Origin of the sequence: Halocatena marina (assembly GCF_023276375.1) — an archaeon.
GTDB classification, from domain to species: domain Archaea; phylum Halobacteriota; class Halobacteria; order Halobacteriales; family Haloarculaceae; genus Halocatena; species Halocatena marina.
Map to the genome: position 1 here is coordinate 1697010 of NZ_JALLPK010000001.1, position 20974 is coordinate 1717983.

General features: G+C 51.5%; 15 protein-coding genes. 3 read left to right on the forward strand and 12 right to left on the reverse strand.

Annotation, left to right across the window (positions count from 1 at the left end):
• Positions 1–4 precede the first annotated feature (4 nt).
• From MW898_RS07710 to MW898_RS07720, 3 genes are all read right to left on the reverse strand, one after another.
• On the reverse strand, positions 5–268 hold the full coding sequence (locus MW898_RS07710; RefSeq protein ID WP_248905970.1) for a hypothetical protein: 264 nt from the start codon (positions 266–268) through the stop codon (positions 5–7).
• 1905 nt (positions 269–2173) lie between these two features.
• Positions 2174–3526, reverse strand: a complete 1353-nt coding sequence (locus MW898_RS07715; protein WP_373689832.1) for an MFS transporter — start codon at positions 3524–3526, stop codon at positions 2174–2176.
• A gap of 179 nt (positions 3527–3705) precedes the next feature.
• Positions 3706–4395, reverse strand: coding sequence for a hypothetical protein (locus MW898_RS07720; protein WP_248905972.1), 690 nt, complete (start codon positions 4393–4395; stop codon positions 3706–3708).
• A gap of 270 nt (positions 4396–4665) precedes the next feature.
• On the opposite strand from MW898_RS07720, the gene MW898_RS07725 reads away from it, so the two are divergent.
• Positions 4666–7086, forward strand: coding sequence for an MEDS domain-containing protein (locus MW898_RS07725; RefSeq protein ID WP_248905973.1), 2421 nt, complete (start codon positions 4666–4668; stop codon positions 7084–7086).
• 543 nt (positions 7087–7629) lie between these two features.
• Entirely contained in the window at positions 7630–7917 is a 288-nt protein-coding gene (locus MW898_RS07730; protein WP_248905974.1) for a DUF7344 domain-containing protein, read from the forward strand.
• 624 nt (positions 7918–8541) lie between these two features.
• Here the strand turns inward: MW898_RS07730 and MW898_RS07735 are convergent.
• From MW898_RS07735 to MW898_RS07775, 9 genes are all read right to left on the reverse strand, one after another.
• The gene (locus tag MW898_RS07735; protein WP_248905975.1) at positions 8542–9348 is read right to left on the reverse strand and encodes a helix-turn-helix transcriptional regulator; all 807 of its coding nucleotides are present in this window, start codon (positions 9346–9348) and stop codon (positions 8542–8544) included.
• 590 nt (positions 9349–9938) lie between these two features.
• On the reverse strand, positions 9939–10850 hold the full coding sequence (locus MW898_RS07740; RefSeq protein ID WP_248905976.1) for a MinD/ParA family ATP-binding protein: 912 nt from the start codon (positions 10848–10850) through the stop codon (positions 9939–9941).
• Between the two features lie 133 nt (positions 10851–10983).
• Entirely contained in the window at positions 10984–12438 is a 1455-nt protein-coding gene (locus MW898_RS07745) for an NCS2 family permease (RefSeq protein ID WP_248905978.1), read from the reverse strand.
• A gap of 206 nt (positions 12439–12644) precedes the next feature.
• Complete coding sequence (locus MW898_RS07750; RefSeq protein WP_248905980.1) at positions 12645–13367, reverse strand: class I SAM-dependent methyltransferase; 723 nt, start codon at positions 13365–13367, stop codon at positions 12645–12647.
• A 188-nt stretch (positions 13368–13555) separates the two neighbouring features.
• Positions 13556–16120 (reverse strand): efflux RND transporter permease subunit, encoded by a 2565-nt coding sequence (locus MW898_RS07755; protein WP_248905981.1) that lies wholly within the window; start codon positions 16118–16120, stop codon positions 13556–13558.
• The gene (locus MW898_RS07760; RefSeq protein ID WP_248905983.1) at positions 16121–18043 is read right to left on the reverse strand and encodes a COG1361 S-layer family protein; all 1923 of its coding nucleotides are present in this window, start codon (positions 18041–18043) and stop codon (positions 16121–16123) included.
• Between the two features lie 1090 nt (positions 18044–19133).
• Positions 19134–19604 (reverse strand): YeeE/YedE family protein, encoded by a 471-nt coding sequence (locus tag MW898_RS07765; protein WP_248905984.1) that lies wholly within the window; start codon positions 19602–19604, stop codon positions 19134–19136.
• On the reverse strand, positions 19601–20095 hold the full coding sequence (locus MW898_RS07770; protein WP_248905985.1) for a YeeE/YedE family protein: 495 nt from the start codon (positions 20093–20095) through the stop codon (positions 19601–19603). The genes MW898_RS07765 and MW898_RS07770 overlap by 4 nt, the downstream gene beginning before the upstream one ends.
• 1 nt (position 20096) lies before the next feature.
• The gene (locus tag MW898_RS07775) at positions 20097–20489 is read right to left on the reverse strand and encodes a hypothetical protein (RefSeq protein WP_248905986.1); all 393 of its coding nucleotides are present in this window, start codon (positions 20487–20489) and stop codon (positions 20097–20099) included.
• 237 nt (positions 20490–20726) lie between these two features.
• On the opposite strand from MW898_RS07775, the gene MW898_RS07780 reads away from it, so the two are divergent.
• Positions 20727–20969 carry a sulfurtransferase TusA family protein gene (locus tag MW898_RS07780; protein WP_248905987.1) on the forward strand — a complete coding sequence of 81 codons (243 nt, stop codon included), beginning with the start codon at positions 20727–20729 and terminating at the stop codon, positions 20967–20969.
• Positions 20970–20974 lie beyond the last annotated feature (5 nt).

The window sequence follows — 20974 nt, forward strand, 5'->3', positions numbered from 1 at the left end:
CACCCTATTTCTGTTCTGATGATGGAGTATCGGCAAGATGCGCTGCCTCCATCGTTTCGGTAACTGAATCTCGCCGGATTAGTGCTGAGACATTTCTGATACACTTGTGTCGATCGTGCAGCTCTGCCTTCGTGAGTTCTGGATCGAGCTGTGTTATTTCTGTCCACGTATCAGTATACACATTGTACTTCTCGAATCGCCATCCAAGAATCTCGATCTTATTGATTCGATCTTGTAGCATTTTTTTGGGGTGGTTGGTGGCTGCCATCAGCAAAGCCCCGGCGTGGAATCGAACCACGCTTCTCCAACGAGGTAACGGACAGGTCACAGAGTATGGCTACCTGGCACGCAGTTTAGGTGTGCTGAGAGTATCTCTGCACGAACCGTATGTACTGTCAGTGATGTGGATTGCTCCCAGACGAGGAATCGTTCGTCCGCGTTCCCCGACCGGTTCCCGAATACTCTGAAAACGAACCCGCTACGAATTCTCAACTGAGACGTGAGGCGGAAGCACGGGTGCGTTCGCACTCGCAGAAACCAAATGGGAGGAATCCTTCCATCTATTGTTCGATTTGTTGAATGGTGTGTATGTGATTGATATACATGTGTAGAACGGTGTCAATGTAAATGTTTCGATGCTGCAGATGACAAGACAAAATTTAGTGAGATAGCCACAAACGATGAGTAATGCGAAGCATTCTCGTCTGTTATTTATAATCACATTATATACATAATATTCATGTGCTTACTAGGGATGTCATATCTTCTCATTGTTTGACCTAACTCGAACTCTGAACGGGAAGTGTGAATAAATTAGACTGGAAATATGGATTGTATTGCGGTTTTCACTGGAAATGTGGTCCCACAATAGGATCTCGTCTGGTTCGAGAGTTAATACCACACAGATCCAGTGACCGTCTCAAAAATCACATTTTCGAGTAGACTGGAAACATAGTAAGATGATTGATACGTATGCGGTATTGTTGCTAAATATCCGTAGTATTTGCCTCAGAAGCCCTAGAAAGACCACATTTCACTGGAAATGTAGTAGGTAGGGGTGTATGATACACGACAGCTATAATGTGACTATTCAGATTTCCGTTGTGCCTTCGGACGGCTGTGAGAATCATCGCTCTTAGTTTCTGTGAGAACCATCAGTACGATGGGAGGAGAGCGAAACAGAGACAGCAGTAGATAAGTATTGGTTGGAAATCACTGCACAAGACTATCCGATCGACGGTTCTCCTCGCTCACCGCCACCACGACAGGTGGCAGCCCACATTTCGGATAGCTATCACAGCAGTACGGCTGTAATGACTACTCAAAGAGGAACACTATTTCGAACACTGTGATCGTAAATCGACTGACCATCTCCGTTATAGCCACATAGCGTGATTTAAAAGCGGTACCCCTTCGATCAGACAGGGAGGCTGACGTTGTCATTCTCACCGGACAAGGGGTGATGTTTGTGTATGACTTCTTACTCGAATGTACACAGCGTCAACCTTCAAGCACTACCAATCGCGAAGGTTCAGGAGGCACGATCCAGTTCCTCTCTTTGGCCTGCTGTCGACAGAGCTGCGCCGCACGGTACTGGTTGGCATTTAATATTCTGAAGTTGAATCATCGTATTCGGATACTATCTCTTGTCTCGATACTCTCTATGTTGATCACCGTTGTCCCACAGTTGACAACCGGGAATGAAACATTAATCGTGAGTCTGTAAACGGGATCGATCCGAAGTCAATCGTGAATGATGGTATGGAGACACAAGCCACGGAAAACCGTTCTGGGAATCCCCGGTGCTTACTCTTGTATATTTCGTCGGTCCTGTGGCCGACCGTCTCCAGTGACACCACCTCGATCATCTCAGCAGTCCATATCTAATTCCGCGCAAACTGTCCACCGATAGGCAGTATATATTCTCGACTGTACGATGTGACCGCTGATCGTTAGTTACTGCCACGAGAGCTTATTTCACACCTGTATTCCTGATGAATAAGTCCACCAGACGTATCTTTCGAAAAGTAACACACCGAACCAACCAACTCACAGATAATTTCCACAGTACCTACCGGACAGCCCGAATGATCGGTTCTAGCGCGACAAAACCGTGATTGAGTGGTGATGTCTTTTGGCGATATCGCTCCCCTGCTCGCTCTCGACTCACGCACTATTTTGACTCGTGCTCAGGGATCATGTGACCCGTCTCCTGATGGGGACCGCAGAGAGCGTCCGACGACTGGCGGCACGCGGTTTCTGCAAGCGAGCGCGATTCTGACGAAGGCGTTTTCTCTGCTTTCATCTCTTCTCTGTCGGCATCATCGATAGACGGTTCCGGCAGATACCGCCACGCAACGACGGCCAGCACGAAACAACCCGCTGCTGAGAGTCCCGCATTGGCGAGGTATCCGGGACCGAAAGCGGTGAAGACGAGCCCCGCGAGTGCTCCACCGATCGCAAAACCGATCTGTCCAGTGGCAGCTGTGAGACTCATGAGTGCCCCGCGACGTTCGTCGGAAACAAGTTCGGTTAGGAGAGCTTGGAACGAACTCCCGCGGGAGGCAAACAGCCCCATTGCAACGGAGAAAACGACGTAGATTGGCCAGAGAGCAACGTTCACAAAGGGCGTCACAAGAATCACTGCCGTCACGGCGAGTGACGCACCAATGATGACTGGCTTGCGGCCGACTCTGTCGGATAATCGACCTGCCTCAGGACCAGCGATGACGTTCCCGACACCGCCAAGAAAGAAAAGGAGTGCAATTGCTCCACCGGTCGCCCCGAACGTGGTTTCGAGCCACAGCGGAAGGTATGCGATGTACAACGGAAAGCTCAGAAAAACCAACGCAAACATGACTGAAGCGGCCGCGACGCCGGGCTGACGGAGTAGCGAAGCGTATTCTGCGACTGCGTTGTGAACGCCAAGTGGTCTTTCCGAACGGCGCGCGTCCGGTTGCGGGACGAAGCGCCAGACAAGTACCGAAGCGATACCCATCACGACGGCGAACACGACAAACGGAGCGCGGAAACCGAGCGCGGTTGCGAATATGATCCCTAGCGGAACACCTGCGATCTGACCGGCTGCAAGTCCGCTCAGTACCCATCCACTCGCCCAGCCTCGACGTTCGCGTGGGAAGTAATCACCAATATAAGCGATCGCTGCTCCGTTGAGAACTCCACCAGCACCCCCAGCAAACGCTCGAACGGCGAACAACGACGCGAAACTTTCGACGAACCCGTGCGCTGCGAGTGCAATCGTCATCAGAGTGGTTCCGATCAGCAAGATGCGCCTGCGTCCAATGCGATCGGAGACCGGTCCGGCAATGAGTGCGAACACACCGACGGCAAACGCATACGCCGTGATGAGAGTTCCGAGGAGCCCGACTGTTGTGCCTAGTTGATCTGCGATACGCGGTAGGATCGGCGCGATGATCATCACCTGACTAGCGAACGAAAACACCACCAACCAAAGGACAAAGAGAATCAAATACTCCGAGACAGTATCGTGATCAAGCACATTCATCCGACGATACTGATGTTGAGGTGGCGCTTGATCATGAGTCTACCGTCAAAACACCTACTTTGAATACTGTCCCAGCTGGATTACCTCGACTGTCGATACGACCGCGACAGCGATACTACCGATCGCTGTTGTCCCACTCGGAACAATGTGTTCTCTCATCTGGCAATCGGGGAGCGTGATTACAATCCCGTGAGAAGCAACACTGCTGTATAGCTCACTCCACCGACCGCAAACGCCCAGAATCGACTGTCGCTCTCTTCTGGGAGTTCTTCTTTGATTACATTGAGTACGATGCCCCCCGCTAAAAAGGCGAACAGAACTGCGAGTGCAGCCTCGTCGATTTCTATTAGGTACCCAACCATCGCTCCGAGTAAGAGTGCCACCGAAAGCAACCATCGAGCAATTCGGTTGTACTCTTTTTGATGTCTCTCTTGAAGTGCGAAATCGGTCACGACGAAGTGAAGGCCCATTGCAAACGTAAAAAAGAGTAAATTATCGATTTCTGGCTCCTGTTGGTGAATGAGAAGATAGCCAATAAGGAGGTTATAGAAGGCAAACGAACCCAGATGTATCCAAAATATTTTCGTGTTAACCTGAGGAGCAACTGTCCGATTGCGGTGTGATGATTGCTGCGCAAGCCGTTCAATCCCATAAAAGAACGTAAATCCAGCGAGCGCAACGAGATAGACGTGCCGTTCTGAGAATGCGAGGGGAATCGGCTCTGCTTGCTGGATGGTCCGTCCGCTTCTGCTGAGTTCCGGAAACACGTGAACAAAGACATACGCTACCGAAGCACCCCCAGCAAACGAGAGCCAGCGACTGCGAGGAACGCTACTCAAAGCAGTAAGCCGGTTTGCATACAAGTGCACGATAGATAATCCGATAGCACATATCGATGCGAGCACGACTGGTTCAGCCTGCAATACGAACATCAAATCACGCCAACCATTACTTCCAACTATACGTAGTGGATAAATAATCTTTATGCCGGCAGACTTATGTATAGATTCTATGCTTTGAAGATGGGAAAATGCCGGAAGACGTTAGGTTGTGGCGCTTAGTAGCTGTGACGTAGAACAGTTGACTACATGGCCTGCCGGAACGCTATTGAGAGCGCGTCCCGATAGAGAGATTACACCATGGCCGAACATGATTCAGACCATCCCGAAACTACGCTGAATCAGTGCTCAGCGCCATTCGGCTCGATATCTAATCATCCAAACCACTCTGCGTGTGAAGCGAACGATCATTTCGCCCTTTTATACGAGACGCACACACAGCAGTTCTCGACAGTTATTCCGTTCATTCAAGAAGGCCTCGAACAGAACGAGTACTGCCTGTATATTGTTGACGATAACACAGAAGCCGATGTGGTGACAGCGATGCGTGCGGCCAACATCAATGTCGACGCTGTGCGCGAATCAGGACAGCTGTCGATCCACACCAGTGAAGAACTCTGCCTCAAATCCAGTGCGTTCGACCAAGAAGCTGCGATCGATTTCTGGAAGCAGTCGTTTTCGACGGCACGCAAAAACGGATACGGAGGCATTCGGGGCACGGGTGAGATGACGTGGATCCTCGACAGTGAAATAACACCTGAGGAACTACGGGCCTACGAAAACAAACTCAACACAGTCTGTTCCAGTCAGGGCTATGTTGGACTCTGCCAGTACAATCGCTCGCGGTTTCCCCCGGACGTCTGCGCTGCGATTGTCAATCACCATCCAAAGTTCGTCTACAACGACACCAGCATTGAGAACTTTTACTATATCCCACCCGGCGGGGAATTTGATTCGGAACGCTCTAACGACCCCTGCGCTTGGCAGCTGTCGACACTCGTCGAACGAACGAAAGCCGAAAAGGCGCTCAGGCGCCGTGAGCAAGGTTTAAAGGAATTGGACGAAGCGACACGGAAGCTGATGTGCGCTGATGCCAATGAAATTACTGAATGGGCCGCCGATCTTGCGCGAGCCGTACTCAATGTCGAATTTACCTCGTTCTGGCCGTACAACAAGAGAACAGGAGAGTTGGAGCTAAAGAGAAGCAGCACGGAGCTCCAGACAGACGTGACCGCGCTCGCGGAGCTGTACGAAACGCGCGCATGGGGGACGTTCATCTCTGAGCAAACAGAGACGCTTGATCATCTCAAGCCACCCCAAGAACAACTCGAGTCAGAAGCTCCACTTCGAAGTGGAGTGATTGTTCCCGTTGGTCGACACGGCATTTTCTGTGCGGGATCGACTCACCAAAACAGATTCGACGACATGACGGTGAACTTGGCGAAGATGATCGGTGCGAACATTGAAACTGCGTTGGATCGCGCCGAGCGCGAACGAGCTTTGAATGAGCAAACTATTCAGTTAGAACGAGTGAATCGGATCAATTCCATCATCCGAAGGACAATTAACGCGATCGTAGATGCCGATCCAGGCGCTGAGATCGAACAGATCGTCTGTGAGCGACTTGCAGCCTCTCCCTCATACCAGTTCGTCTGGATTGGTAAACCAGATCTTGAGACGGGCAGGATCACACCAAGTGCATGGTCTGGTGGTCAAAGTGGCTACCTCGACCGAATTGTGCACACAACCGATGACACTGTTACGAGAGGAGATCCGATTGGCAGCGCAGCGCGAACGCAAACAGTGCAGGTAGTACAGGATGTCTTGACAGACCCGGGATTCAAACAGTGGCGAGAGCAAACGCTCACCGAGGGTTTTCGTGCTTGTATCAGCATTCCACTCGTCTACGAGGAGTCCTTCTACGGAGTATTGAATCTATACACCGACACACCGAACGCCTTCAGTGAGCGAGAGCAAACAGTACTTGGTGAACTTGGTGAGACAATTGCGCACTCGATTAACGCTGCAGAAACCAAGCGGACGCTACAGGCAAGCAGCGCCATCGAGCTGAAGCTGAATATCCCTAATTCGGACGACGTGCTTGCCCGAATCGCCCGAGATACTGACTGTCAGATCGAGCTCGAAGAAATCGTTCCGCTGACAAACGATCTCTCGTATTTCTTCTTCCGAACAGAGGATGCCAGCACGGACAATGTACTGGCCTCAGGCAAACAGCAGTCCAGTGTTGGAGAGATACACATCATCAAAGACAAGGAAACAAACCATCTGTTCGAGGCTGTGGTCACCAAACCAACGATTGCCTCGTGTATCGTGGATAACGAGGCCACGATCCGATCACTCACTATCACAGACCAGAACACAACAGTGATCGTCGAACTTCCATCGACCGTCACTGTCCGCGAATTTCTCGAAGCTCTACGGACGAACTATCCAGACACCGAGCTCGTAGCGCGACGTCCCCATGGAGCATCGGCTTCGGCTCCGGAGAAAAATGAAGTGCAAAAAGCTGTTGCTGAACAACTCACTAACCGCCAACGGGAAGTTATCGAAACAGCTTACATGAGTGGATTCTTCGAATCTCCGCGTGCACGGACTGGCAGTGATCTCTCTACTGAATTGGGAATCTCTCAATCAACGTTCTCTCATCACTTGCGTGAGGCCGAGCGCAAGCTCTGCGAAATCGTACTCGAGAATGCGTGAAATACCTGCTTTCCGGATTTGTTCGCAACCATTGTGGACGGAATCGTTCACACGTAACTGCCCATCGAACTGGGACTATCGACTCAGAGCAGTGTTGAATGTCGAATTGGTTCTCACTGGATACGTATCGACAGTACCTCATCAAGACTCTAGATAGTTCGTAGTGTCGTTTGTCGTGGCCGAACATTTTCGAGGTCATATTTTCCCCGCTCCCGCCCATCGGGGAACGCATGGGTACCGAGCACTCAAAAGACGATTCCAACGTGTTCTCACGTTTACCGGGTCCTATGCAGATCACCACTGTGGGATCACTCACACTACGCACGGTGACATTCGGGCTCCCCGATCGCCTATTTGCCCGATACACGTTGGAATATCTCGTCCGAAACGAGAGATCTGTCAGAATTGAGTGTATGAGCCACAGTAGAAGACCAGAACCACTGTCTGTGAGACGCCCGAAAACAGTGTCAAAATCATAATACTGTGACTATGATACAAAGAAGACCAATACCACGATCGTCGCTCGATTCCCTGTTCGATGTTTTGTCCAATAAGCACCGTCGCCGCTTGCTCATCGAGTTGGCCGAGCACGCCTCCCAAGATGAGGTAAATGTCCACGTTTCTACCGTCGTTACCACTGAGGTCGAGGATCGAAAATCGATGAAGATACACATGCTCCATACGCACCTCCCGAAGCTCGAAAAAGCGGGGTTCATCGAATGGGATCGGGATCAAAATGTCGTGCGGACTGGACCACAATTCGAGAGGATCCGACCGGTAGTGAAATTACTATCGGAGCACGCCGACGAATTTCCGAACAACGAACACTGACTGAATGTAGGTCGTTTCGACTCTGATGATAGCTTCTTGTCGTCTCGTGCGGAACCGATGCCTCTACAGGAACAGCGCTGCCTGATGTTTCTGAATCGTTGTACATCGTATCGAAACAGACGTGTGTGTTATTCTACCCCTCGAATAGACCGTACAATGAAAGATACCCCATCTATATGACCATTGCGATCGACAGAAGGTCGATTGACAAGCGTATCCAACATTAATTATTGTATACGTTACTATACTCTATCCATCATGTTCCAATTGTGTCTGTTTGAGTCTTGATTCTAACCGTTAGCAACTTACCCATATGTAGAATTTAAAATATATGTATTATATCTGTATCTCACTAACACATAGGTGGAAACTAGGAAATGAATAATACACTATACCGGTAGTAAATTGTTACAGGACTCTGCCCACCGTCCTTTTTCCGTTCGTACTGTTACATCTCGTTCGAAGTCGTTTGGTCGATAATTTGTGAAATATGCAGCAACGATAGTTATATAGCAATTTCTAGCATGTTTAATTATTTCTATACGATGTCGATGATGAGTACAGAGGTATTGTGATTATTATTTTTATATTCTGCTTAGAATTAACGCCAAATGTTCGAATTTTTTATGGCGGAGTCGTGCCCTCTCGACATTGCGTGTTGGCTGAAAGCGGACGTGAATGTCTCCAGTACCGCTCGTACAGTCGCTCTGCCCAGCCGAGTAATGCGGGGTTGGTGCTGCTCACGCACGCGCTGAGATGTCCCTGCTCGTCGTAGGACCCTACAATCCCTCGCTGATCGGTGAGTGTGAGTCCAACCCCGATTGTTCCCTCGTACACATAGAGATTACACGCAGCGGCGAACAGGTCCTCAAATTCAGCAGCATGCGATGGATCTGGTGGTTCGGCTGCTGTTTGCGGGAGAACAAGATCCATTGCAGTACCACGCCCAAGGAGCTCCGCATAAATCTCGGTATGCAACTGGCTTAAAATTGGCACCAACCCACGAAGTGTCTCTATCGAATCCTCGCGTAGCGTGTTTGTGTACTGTCTCAGTGGTGCGTGCGGTTGAGACGAATCCGCGACGATGATCTCGGCGTCGGCGAGCCATTTCGGATTTGGGGCATGCTCAGAGGTAGTAAGATTTGCGAAGAACGGCTTGCACGTCTCGATCGTTTCGAGCGCAGATAGAAAATCTGCGTACTGCAGAGCAATGAACTCACCGTTGGTCGTGAGGTGGTATCTCCCGTCGATTTTTTCGATCCATCCCCGATCAACCAGCGACGACAGGTTGCGCTGTACGCCACGGCGAGACAGTTCGAGTACCTCAGTGATATCGCACGGAGGACAGGGATCGTCTCTCAGCTGCTGAAGAATTTGAATCCGGTGCGGCGATGCGGACAGGAACTGGATGTCGTCGTGATAATCATTCATTGTATTCGGTGAATGTTTGAATTCGTTTTGCTCTCATGCCAACAGCCGTACCAACCGGAAACGGAATCGTCATCGTTCCAGTGTTTCTGAGGGAGGGACAGTTGAACCACGTAACGTCTGCTACCGGTTTTCATTCTCGTCTGTGTCATCTGAGGGATCCATCATCGCTTACTTCGATTGCCTCAGCACTAGTACAGAGACGAGAAATATTAGTTTTCATCTTTAAAATATTGTGCAATAAATATGATCGAAGAGGTAAACGTAGGAACGACATTCGGACGATCGAAGCACATCACGATCGGGACACGTCTGCTGACAGCAAGAGACGTGAAAATCACACCGATTGGAACGAAACCGAGGCGCCAAAGCGGAACGGTCGGAAATTTCGCAATGTGTGCGATGGCTTCACTGTCGATAATAAACTCAACTAACAATATCATTACCTCACAGAGAAGCCCATCGATCAAATGTGACAGTAGAACTTTAGGAGACTGACTGTGTAGCGGTTGTCTCGTGTCCATCAGCTTGAATCATCGGACAAGCCGCACTCCTGTTAGACGATCTCGCTTCAACACACCGTGGATGCTCACTCAGTCTACCATTCCAGTAAACCATCCAGGGACATCGTCTGAGTCGGGGCCGTCAGATTCGTCGGTCTCTGATGCTGTGTCGGAATCTGTGGTGTTGTTCGGCACGTCGGCATCACCATTCTGTTCTTTGTCACCTTCCTCACTAGACACGTTCGGATCAACCTCGGTCGGAGGAACAACAGCCGGCGTGAGCATTGCCGCAGGACCTTCCTGAGCAGTGACTGCCTCTGGCGGTACGTTTGGCCCGGCAATGAGTCGGACTGCCAATCGTCGGTATGCCGCGAGAAGATCACGAACTGTGCCGGTGAATGACGGAATTGTGGTCAGCTGCGCAACGCCCATTCGCTCGGGGATTTCTGCAGCTGAGAGACCCTTACAGGTACGGGAGACAACCATTCCACCGACAGTACCGTCAAGGTGGTCTATGAGACGTATCGTCTTTATCGCGTCTACAACTGCAACTTCGGCAGGTGTTGTGACAATGATGGTACTATCAGCGAGCTGTAATGGAACTGCCACCTCGTGTGTGAGGCCCGTTCCTGTATTGAGGATAAGTGAATCGTAGTCCTCAGCGAGAGTTTCAACAACGTCGGCTAGTCGATCCGGATCTGCCTGCCCGTAGGCATCCAAGGTTCCAGAGCCCGGATAAACATCGAGCTGTCCGACTTCGTCCGTTCCAATCACGCGCTCGACACAAGCCTCTGCAAGCGAGACAGTTCCACTGAGTACTTCGTGAATCGTCGGTTCGTGAGAGAGACCGATAATTCCCTGCAGATTCGGCATCACGAGATCAGCGTCAACGAGGGCTACACTCCGACCGGTCGCTCGGAGCGTAGCCCCAAGATTCACCGCCGCTGTTGATTTTCCGACTCCTCCCTTACCTCCAGCGATAGCGTACACAGTCGCAGTCATTGGTGATGACAATGACGACCACAGTGATGAAAATTAACACACCGTCAAATAAAGTTCCCCCCATCATGTTATCTATAAAAAGTTAAATATAAAGTAGGTGTTTTTGTTCGAATTCAGTCGGCGGAGTGACGGGTCAGACCGCTGTCTCCAGGACGCCGCCCGTCCGGACAAAGAAGTAGACGACAAATGCTGCGGTGAGCAGCCATTGACCCACGTTGACGTCCTTCCAATTTCCTTGTGCGACTTTCATGAACGGATACGAGATGATTCCTGCCGCGATCCCGTAGGCGATCGAGTACGTCAGTGGCATAATGAGGATGGTCATTCCGGCAGGGATAGAGTGAGAGATTTCTCCCCAGTTGATGCTGGTCACGTTGCGCAGTAACATCAGTCCGACAACCACGAGCGCAATGTGAGAAGCATACAGCGGGATGGCCGCTGCTAGTGGAACAAACGCCAATGAGATCAAAAACAAGATTCCGACCACCAGCGCAGTCATCCCCGTGCGGCCACCTTCTTGAACGCCCGTTGCGGACTCAATGAAGGTCGTTACCGTCGAAGTGCCGAGCATGCCACCAACCGTCGTCCCGACCGCATCAGCTGTTAGTGGTTTGTCCATATCCGGGAGATCCCCGTCCTCATCGAGGAAGCCCGCCACCTGCGAGACACCGGTAATCGTTCCCGCGGTGTCGAAAAAGTCTACAAAGAAGAATGTGAAAATGATCAACGAGAATGCGAACGCATCGACGTTCTGAAAGCCTTCGACGAACGCGCCGGCAATCGGCGTAATATTGTATGTCGTGGGGGGAACGTCTGGTGTTAGCGTACCAGCCTGAACGAGACCAAACTGTTCGACACCGTATCCGGCGGCGGAGGTCAAGAGAATGCCGATGACAATTGCGCCCGTGACCCCTCGCGCACGCAACATCAGTGTCAAAAAGAGCCCCACAATGGATAAGAGTGCAATAGGATTCGAGGCAACGCTCCCGAGCGTTATGAGCGTGGAGGGGTCGTCGACAACAACCTGCATCTCCTGTAATCCAATGATAGCCAAGAAGAGACCGATACCAGTTCCGACGGAGAACTTCACCGGTGTCGGGAAGAGCTTGATAATGTATTTACGGGCCCCAATTGCTGTCAGGATGAGGAAAAGTATACCCTCAGTCACAACCGCAGCTAACGCCGTCTTCCACGAAATTCCCATTGCGCCGACGACTGTGAATGCGAAGAATGCATTGAGACCCAATCCGGGGGCCTGTGCGAATGGACGGTTTGCGTAGAACGCCATTATCGAAATGGCCACCACAGCCACGAGAATTGTAACCACAGCCAACATCTGACGAACCTCGCCAGGAGTGTAGCCATCGATGATGATTCCCGGTTTCTTACCGGGAATGCCCGCCAAAATAGCCGGGTTCACAACGACAATGTAAGACATTGTCAGAAATGTTGTGATTCCAGCTATGATCTCTTGTCGGAGGGAGGTTCCGTGTTCGGCGAACCCAAAGAAGTTCGCTATGAATCCCGTCGATTGGTTTCCTGTTGGTTCATTCCCTGCTCGATCGTCAGCCGCTGGTTTTTTTGCCATTGCTGCTCTTTCCTCAGCTATCACTCTTCCTCATGTTATATTTTATGAAGTACATCCTTCGCAGTCGTTGCCGAATCTAATCGGTAGCTCGGTAATCCGAATATTAGTTTCCAATTACTACTGTACAATTGTAATTGTATTACTATTTATATTTATTTATACACAATACAATATATAATTCTAAGAATCAAATGTAGCAAGATCGATTATATGGAAATGAGAAGACGAACGCAAAGGAAATTCGGATGCGTTGCCTCGTATTCGTAACTCACTGGATCGGCCTCTCGATACGCCTCGGTCGGCGTTGGCTCCAGCAGTTCATCCAGTTGAAATCCGGCGTCAAGCGCCGGTTCAATCATCGCAGAGAGTGGTCGACGATACGCCGGCACATCCACCGCCATACCGAAGCTCTCCCACGTCGCCGTTACCTGTTCTGTTTCGTGATAGTTCACAGAATCATCATACTCTTCGAAATCAGCGTGCGGATGCTGGACTGAGAACACGACCCAGCCATCGGTGCTGAGGATACGGCGGAGATCACGAAGCAACGAATTCCAATCTCGTACGTAGTGAAACGCCAAGGAGCTGGCGATTCCATCGAAGCTGTTGTCAGGGAACGGGAGGGTGCTCCCCAAGTCAGCTTGAATAAACTCTCCTGTCGGGACTCGGGGCCGTGCGTAGGTGAGCATCGTGTGGCTCACATCTACTCCAACGACAGTAGCCCCACTGTCAGTCAGTTCTGTTGTGAGATGACCTGCGCCACAACCGGCATCGAGGATCCGATCTCCTTGGACGTTTGGAAGCAACGAAAGCGTTGCAGGCCGTTCGAGATATGCGTTCGCAGGCTTCGTCTCGCCTTTGCGATCGTATCCAGGGGCAAGTCTCTCGTAGGCGCGGTAGGCAACGGGTCGATCCGGCGTGTCGGGCATTGGAGAGTCGGATGCGAGACGGACAGAAAAAGTAACTGAACTCAGAGAGCCACAGCATTCGACGTTTTTCGTGTGATTCCGCTTGTGTTAGCCATTGTGCTCAATCAGCCACTTACGAGACGTCCACCGATAAGTTTGAGATAAAGAAACGGGACGAACCATTCCAATTTGGACTCTCGTTTCTTCACTCACGCGATGGCCGATTCCCAGACGACGATAACCGAGGGTGTCACGACGAGGGCAGTGATGTACGAGTAGACGACAGTGAGCGCGATTAGCACACCGAACTGACCCAAGACAGGAAAGAGCGCTAAGACCAAGACGCCGATGCCTGATGCGGTCGTAAGCATACTCCCCGTGAGCGCACCTCCGGTACCGAGTACTGTTCGCTCTAGTGCGGCGAAGACGTCGTCTGTCAGTTCGTACTCATCGGTGAACCGATGCACGACGTGGACAGAGTAGTCGATGCCGAGCCCGAGCGCGATGGCGAGAATCGTCGCCGTCAGCGCATTGAAAGGAATATCGAACAGGCGCATCGATCCGGCAAGCAACGCGACTGAGACCACGATCGGCACGAGATTGACCAGTCCGAGCGACGCTCGTCCTTCGAGCATGTGGTAGATGAGGAGGAGGAAAACTGTCGTTGCCAGTAGCGCAACAGCGAGGCTCTGGATGGCCGATGCCAGAATTGTGTCGGCGATCTCTTGGAACACCACCGTGTTGCCAGTTCCCGTCGCTGATAGCCGGTACCGATCGGCCATACTGTGAACGTCGGTGGTGATCGCGTCTTGTGAGGCGCTAGATTTCACCGAATAGACGATCTGCGTTGAAGTGTAGTCCTCGGTGATGTACTCAAGCGTCTGTGAACGATACGGCGAGGAGAGCAGCTCATCATAGATTTCCTCGAGGTTATCGTCGGGCACGCCGTCGTCGTCGACATCGTTTCGCTCGACGAGACGTCGAAATTCGGGAGACTGAGCCGCATAATCATCGATCACCATGAGGATGCTCTGTGCATCTGCTCGTCGATTTGATGCGATGAACGAATCTGGGGGATCACGGTTGGCGTGATGGATCGATTCGAGCGCGTAATCTGCGGTCAATGATCCCTGGGCGTATATTGTAACCGTATCGTCCTCCGCAGAGGCGAAGTTCTCCTCCAGAAAGTTCGTCGTTTTTGTGACGGTGTACTCGTTTGGAGCAAACGGCTCGGGCAGGCTTTCGAGATAATCGGGAACGTCCTCGGGCGGGAGGAAATCCTCCGTATTGAACGAGGTGTCAACCCCCGTCGCGTAGTACGATGATCCAGCGGTGAACAACAAGACTGCGATGAGAAAGACGTAGGGTGCTTTCCGGGCAATTACTAGTCCGACCGGCAGCACCCGAGACAGCGCAGAGCCTTCGGAACCCAGTGGCTGCTCGCCAAAGCGTGGGAGTCCTCTGCGAATGCTCAGTTCGTCAAGGAAGACCTTCGCTGCCGGTAAGAAGATTCCGAAGATGAGGAACGTGAAGACGATGCCAATCGCGGCGACGAATCCAAAGTCACGAATCGGCGGTAGATCGCTCACACCGTTCGATGAAAATCCCATGACCGTCGTCCCCGTCACGATGAAGAAGGCTACAAGGAGCTGGTCAGTTGCGATTCGCATCGATGATCCCACATCTTTTCCTTCAACACGCTCCTCACGGTATCGGTTGATTGCGTGGATCCCAAAGTCAATCCCTACCGCCAACAGGAGAGGCGGGACGGCAATCAGCAACTGCGAAAAGGGAATCCCCGCGATTCCCAAAAATCCGAACGTCCAGACAATCGCCATTCCAAGGGCAATGACACCCAAAAGCAAGTCAAGCGGATCTCGATAGGAGTATATTAAAAAGGCGAAGATCAACAGTACCGCTGCAGGCGTGATGATCAACATCGAGTCAGTGATGACGCTGCCGTTCTCTGCAGCGATGATCCCCGACCCGAACACCGTGATATCGGAGTCAACAGAGCCCACGACAGATTGGGCCGTCGTCTGGATAGGCGTGAGAGGGCTCGTTCCACCCTGTCCCGCCGTGGTCGAGACGCCGCCCGGAATTTCGTGCTCGACGACGCCGATGGTCGCCGATGCCGAGGCAGCTTCGCGGTTGAAGTCGTCGCTCACGATCCCCCGGAAGCCGTCGCTCTGGGCTGCTCGCTGAACAGCGTCCTCGACCTCAGATCTGCTTGCTCCTTCTATCGCGTCGATTTGTGCGCCGACAGTTGTCGCGTTCGGATCGATCGTCTGAGCGACGATCGCTGCTGCGCTAGAAGTAGACACGACTCGCAGATTCTCACGGTCCTGCAGGCGCTGTTGTACTTCGAGTATCGCAAGCAACTCCCCTTTCGAGAGCACATTTGTGCCCTGCTGAATGAGTTGTGTCGTTCCGTTGGTGGTCTCGAACGCCGGAGAAAACTCCTGATTGACTTCCTCGAGAGCTTCCTGAGACGGGCTTTCCTTGGTGAACTGCTCGGTACCAGCTTCTGTTGAGATGTTCCCGAGTCCGACCGAAAATACTGCCGTCAGCAGGAAAAATGTGAGAATTACAGCTCGTGGACGCTCGGTGATCCACTCATCAACGAGGTCGATCACTGCTTGATAATTTACTCTCCCCCGTTCACCGCCGTTGGTACTCGATTCCACGCTGCTGTGGCGATCAGTATCTGGATCCACGCCAGTGTCACCGTCGACGTCCGAGTCGGCAGTGGAATCCTCTCGATCGCGCACCATTTACCGTTCCCTGCCCCTGCCGTTGCCGTTACCGTTTCGCCGGCGGACGACTACCACTGTAAGGACTACGACGAGTACCGCGAGCAAAACGGGTAGTATCGGTAATCCACCGCTACCGATTGACAGAAAGCTGTTGTTCTCGGGCTCGCGTACCTCGATTGGAATATCGTATGTATCCGAGAGCTTTGATTCACCGTCGGCGGTGTCGTACTGGAAGTCGAGCGAGAGCGGATAGGTACTCGCCGTTGCACCTCCTGCCGCGCTCACTTCGAAGGTGACGTTCGCCGATTCTCCAGGACGAAGTTCGGAGACGAAGGCTTCGTCGTCGTCGAGACTCAACGGATCGTCAACGAACGCTTTTGCGTTGATGTTTTTAACCGTGCTGTTGCGGTTGTTCGTGATTTCGAGTTCGACGGGTTCGCTGTTACCGACACCGACGCTCGTGTTCCGTTGTGTGATTTCGAATTCATCGCGTTGGGACGCAACGTCGACCTGAACGGAGAGGCGATCGCTCGTTCGAGGATCACCCTGTGTATTGTCGTAGTTAACGCTGAAGGAAAGCTGGCGGAGTCCACCCTCTGCGCCGTCGGTTACCTCGATTGGGAACGAAAAGTTTCTTGACTCGCCAGCTGCGATCGTGCCGAGCGCGAATTCGTTCTCTTGTGGTTTAAGATTTGAATTGTCGACAGGGAGAGTAAGCACTGCATTGCGGACGTCGTTCGGGCCTTCATTGACGATAGTTCCGGTGATGGTTCCTTCATCACCAACAGTGAGATTTCCGCTCACGTTCGAGAGGCCGAACGTCTGTTCACGAAGGGGTGTTACACCAAAGGTTTGCTCATCCGAACGAGCTGATTCGCCGTCAGCGTCGGTGTACGATACCGAGGTCCGAAGCGGATAGCTTTGCCGTTCAGTATCGTTCGACATTCGCACCTGATACTCAACTGTTTGTTGTTCACCGTCATCCCATTCACCGACGAATCGGGTAGCGTTGCCCGTCGACCCTACCACTACATTCGGACTCAGTGATGAGAGCGAAACAGTCGCCTCGGTTACGTCCTCACCGGTGTTTTCGAGGGTGACACTGACTGTTCCTCGGTCACCGATCGGTGCGTCCGAGGAAGTCGAGACAACCTCAAAATCGTCTGATTCTTCCCCGATTTCGACGCCAAGAGTAACTGGACCGGCCTGTGCCGACTGGTCATCGTCGTCGGTGTACGAGAGCGAGGCCTGTAATGGATATTCGCCCGTCGCAATGGATTTTGCAGCGGTTGCTTCAACGACAATAGTGTTCGTTTCTCCACTTTCCCACTCTCCGACGAACTTGCTGACGTTCGGTGATCCTGTGAAGAGAATGGCTCCGGAGAGCGACTGGAGATTGACGACAGCATCTTCGGCGTCTTCGCCAGTGTTTTCGAGCTGCACCCTCACGGTGCCCTGCTCACCAGACGACAGATCCGAATCAACCTCAACAACTTCAAGAGCATCACGGTTCGTTCCTGACTCCGTATTCGGTGGAGGTGCCGTCTGAGTTGATGATCCTGTATTCGGTGGAGGTGCCGTCTGAGTTGGTGAACCCGTATTCGGTGGAGGTGCTGTCTGAGTTGGTGAACCCGTATTCGGTGGAGGTGCTGTCTGAGTTGGCGGAGCCGTATTCGGTGGAGTTGTCGTCTGAGTTGGTGAACCCGTATTCGGTGGAGGTGCCGTCTCAGTTGGTGGGGGCGACTGAGTGGTCGTTCCCGACTCCGGGGGAGTTCCATTCTCCGATTCGTTCGGAGCTGCCGTCTGGGTGAGTGAACCGTTGTCTCCTTGCTGTGCAACTGCAGTCCCGTCTATTTCGGCTCCAACAATCCCAAAAGCGCCAGCCTGAAGCAACAGAACACCCACAATCACCGCCACTACCCCGTTGGACTCAGCATCCATTGTCTATACTCCTGGTTTCGAGTGTCGACGTAAATAATGCATTCATACATCCATCAGTAACAACACATGAACTAGTTCGATCGAAGTTGCGGACAATCAACCGCAGTCTGTCTATTTGACTCCCGTTTTTGACCGCAAATAGTTCTGCTGTATCCTGTGGAGGGGATCGTCCAGCGGTCTGGTGTGCCATATTTCACCACCAGTTCTCGGTGATCGATAGTCGTGACTCCGATATCACTTCCGTATCGCTAGTAACCGAGTTGAATGACCATTCATTAACCATGGGTGTGAATGAACGGTCGTCCTATTATTAAGTTTGTGATTTTAGAGTACCGATGGACAACGACACCGTTGAGAATATAATTCAGAATATCAGCAAGTGATGTGCCCGTAGCACAACCTCCATCAGTTACCTCGACAACATTTCCAATTTCCATATTATACGAAGTTATTTTTGAGTGTGGAGGGGAATATACTAACTAGTGCGACGCAAGTAGCCGACAGCGGAGATACTCATTCAGTTCTTGCTCGACTGCCTTGACCGAGATAGGATCAGTTGTTGTGCAGCAGAATACGGCCCACTGAATCACGTGTTTTGCTCGCTTTTGACAAACTGCTCCCGGGATATTTCGTTGTGTAGTGCTGTGCTTTGATCTCAATGACAACGTTGAGAAGAGTAGTACTACTTGAGACACCACTATTTTCAGAGCTATGTCGCAACTCCTCCGGGAGGATGATGTGATGAAAAGACTAAACGTGTGCCATTGTACGAGCCGTTTCTTCAGTTTCGATACGAGATTGATATTCAGAGATGATGAATTCGAGAACGGATATCAGATGATCGTCTTTCCCGCGATGGTGATTGTAAACAGCAGATTTGCTCATCCTCAACTGACCTGCAATCTTAGAGGTCGAACGTTCTGAATATCCATATTACAAAAGTGCTTGGCACGTCACTAGCACGATTACTTCTTTAATCCTTGAGAAATCATTCTCTGATACTGAGTTGCTCTCTTACATGACTGATGAAGTCTATCAAGCGATGATAAACGCGACGGTCGGGACAACCACATTCACACGTTGTGAGCGGTCAGTTAGAGAGCACCTCGGTTACGCCCGCAGCATCATCTGAACGGAACGTACGCCAGTAGCCTTGGACGTACGCACCGAGGAACATACCACCGATCGCCCACAGAATAGGGTAGTTTCCAATTCCGACGCTCGCGTAGGCCGCCCCCGGACAAATTCCCGAGACACCCCACCCGACACCAAAAATTGTGCCCCCCACGATGACATTGCGGTCGAGGTCTTTCACCCGGCGTGTGTACTCGCTTGCAGTCAGTGGTGCACGATCGAGATATCGGGTCGCACCTGCGAACGTGATACCAGTTACAACCGCCGCACCGCCCATTACGAAGAGGAGACCGAGGTCTTCGAACTGGAGAAAGTCCAGTACGACTTCGGGCCGAGCCATCCCACTGATAGCGAGACCAAATCCGAAGATCAGACCACCAACGTAGATGACGGGAAGGAACCACGGACTACGATCGTTTTTACTCATGGCGCAACCCCCAGTGCCTGCACAAGTTGAGCAGTTCCGATGGCGACGACGAGGAACGTGCCGACGTTCACAATAGACGTGTTCGACAACGATCCGACTCCGCAAACACCATGGCCAGAGGTACAACCTTTTCCAAGGCGCGTGCCTGCACCGACAAGGATCCCCCCACCGAGCAGTCGCCACCACTGAACATTGGTCGTCCAACCACCAGGATGTAACACGAACCCGTACACAGCGGCACCACTGACAATGCCTGCAGTGAACACGAGACGCCAGTCACGCGACTGTACGTAATCTAGACGATTAAATCGGGAGACGTTAGATACGTATGACAATGTCGATTCGAGGAACGTACTCGCACCAGCAGTAATGTTCGTTGCGAGGTAGATGACTGCAGTCCCGAACCCGACCAAAAGTCCACCGAAGAGATACGGCATGATGCCACGGGGAAAGAAACCACTGACAGCGAAGGGTACCATCGACAGCGACATATTAATTCGAAAGCACTCCTTCGATTATGGTGCAGTTGACTGTGTCGAGTTCGAACGCTTCGAGTGACGCTCGGTCGAGATTGATTGCGGATATATCCGTGTGATTGGCGGGAAACGGTGGCATGTCCACGATGATGAACTCAACTAACTCACCTTTTTCCATCAAGAGCGCGCCAACTGGCTCCGTTACCCCACTCGGAGTTGTGTACATCCCATCCCGCATCGCAGAATCGCTGAAGTGTGCTGGTGCAATGATCGTCTCATCGTAAAGTGCCGGTGTTTGTTCCAAACTCACGCAGATCGACTCTGTAACGGTCTGTTCGTGTTCTTCATTCTCGAAATTTGACCGAAGAATACGCTTTTTCGGCTTATTCGGTGTGGCTGATCTTGTCATCCTTTCTGTGTGAGAGACAGTTCCTTCACGCATTGTCACACGTCACTACTATTCACATTCCAATAAGACTTTGCATAGATCTTCTATTGTTATGCAATACTATAGTTGCTCATTAGGCTTGGATGATCTAATACTACTGAATTAACGTGTGTTGGGATTGCAATTGTGTATGGTCTACGAACAGCTACCGATATCCTTTTGATGCTGGTTCTAGTATTGTGTGGTGAGGTCAATACTATGACCGAGTACGAAATCACCGAAACCCTCGATGTGATGGGACAGAACTGCCCAATGCCGGTCATCGAGACGAAACAGCGAATCGACCAGCTTAGCGGAGATGATGTTCTCGAAATTCTCGCAACTGATCCTGGAAGCAAGAGTGATATCGCTGGCTGGGCAGAGGCGACCGCTGGTGTCGAGCTCGTCGATCAACAAGAGCACGACGACGTATACAAACACTACGTCCGTAAGACGGAGTAAAAACA